The 870-nt window shown below is 55.6% G+C and carries 1 protein-coding gene; it reads left to right on the forward strand.

The genetic code is table 11. The features are described from left to right. Positions 1-29 precede the first annotated feature (29 nt). A partial coding sequence (locus tag AACQ83_RS24255) for a ShlB/FhaC/HecB family hemolysin secretion/activation protein (RefSeq protein ID WP_146748316.1) occupies positions 30-870 on the forward strand: 841 nt, incomplete at its 3' end.

The following is an 870-nucleotide window of genomic DNA, read 5'->3' on the forward strand; positions in this document are numbered from 1 at the left end:
CCGCTCTGGCATTGTGGAATAGAAAGTCAATGAAAAGCAGTATTTTAGTGTTTACGGTTTTTTATAGCGTGGTTTCAGGCAGTCAGGCTGCCGACCTCTCAGCACAACAACTCATTCATCAACAGGCCCGCCAGCAAGCCCTGGAGGCGCAATTAGCCCCACCCCCTGCGGAGGTTCACCTGTCTGTCCCCGAACAGGCGGTGTCATCCGCCTTTCCACTGGAAACGCCGTGTTTTCCGATCACCCGCGTCGTGTTGGCAGGCACTGAAAATTTCCCGCACTGGTTGCCGTTCAGGCGTGTCGCTCAACAGGGTGAAAACCATTGCCTCGGCGCTCAGGGCATTAACCGGCTGATGACCCGGCTGCAAGATCAGCTCATCAATCACGGCTATGTCACCAGCCGGGTTCTGGTCCCTCGCCAGGATCTGCATACCCAAACGCTAAAACTGGTGATGATACCGGGCTACATCCGACATATCCGCTATACCCCTGACAGCGGAAAATATATCCAGCGGATAACCCCCTTTCCCGCGCGTGAAGGAAAATTGCTGGATTTACGGGACATTGAGCAGGGACTGGAAAACTTGCAACGTTTCCCGACCGTTCAGGCGGACATGAACATTGTCCCGGCAGCGCAACCGGGGGAGAGTGATATTGTGCTGGACTGGCGTCAGTCACGGCACTGGCGAGTCGCCACGTATCTGGATGATACCGGCGCCAAAAGCACCGGCCGTTATCAGGGCGGATTCACCTTCTTTCTGGATAACCCGCTGGCGTTAAGCGACCTGTTCTATCTCTCCGGTGGGCGCGATATTCACGCGTCTGCCGGGAAAGGCAGCCAAAACGACACGCTCTATTATTCGCTGCCCT

Source organism: Photorhabdus sp. S10-54 (assembly GCF_963878145.1).
GTDB lineage: Bacteria > Pseudomonadota > Gammaproteobacteria > Enterobacterales > Enterobacteriaceae > Photorhabdus > Photorhabdus kayaii.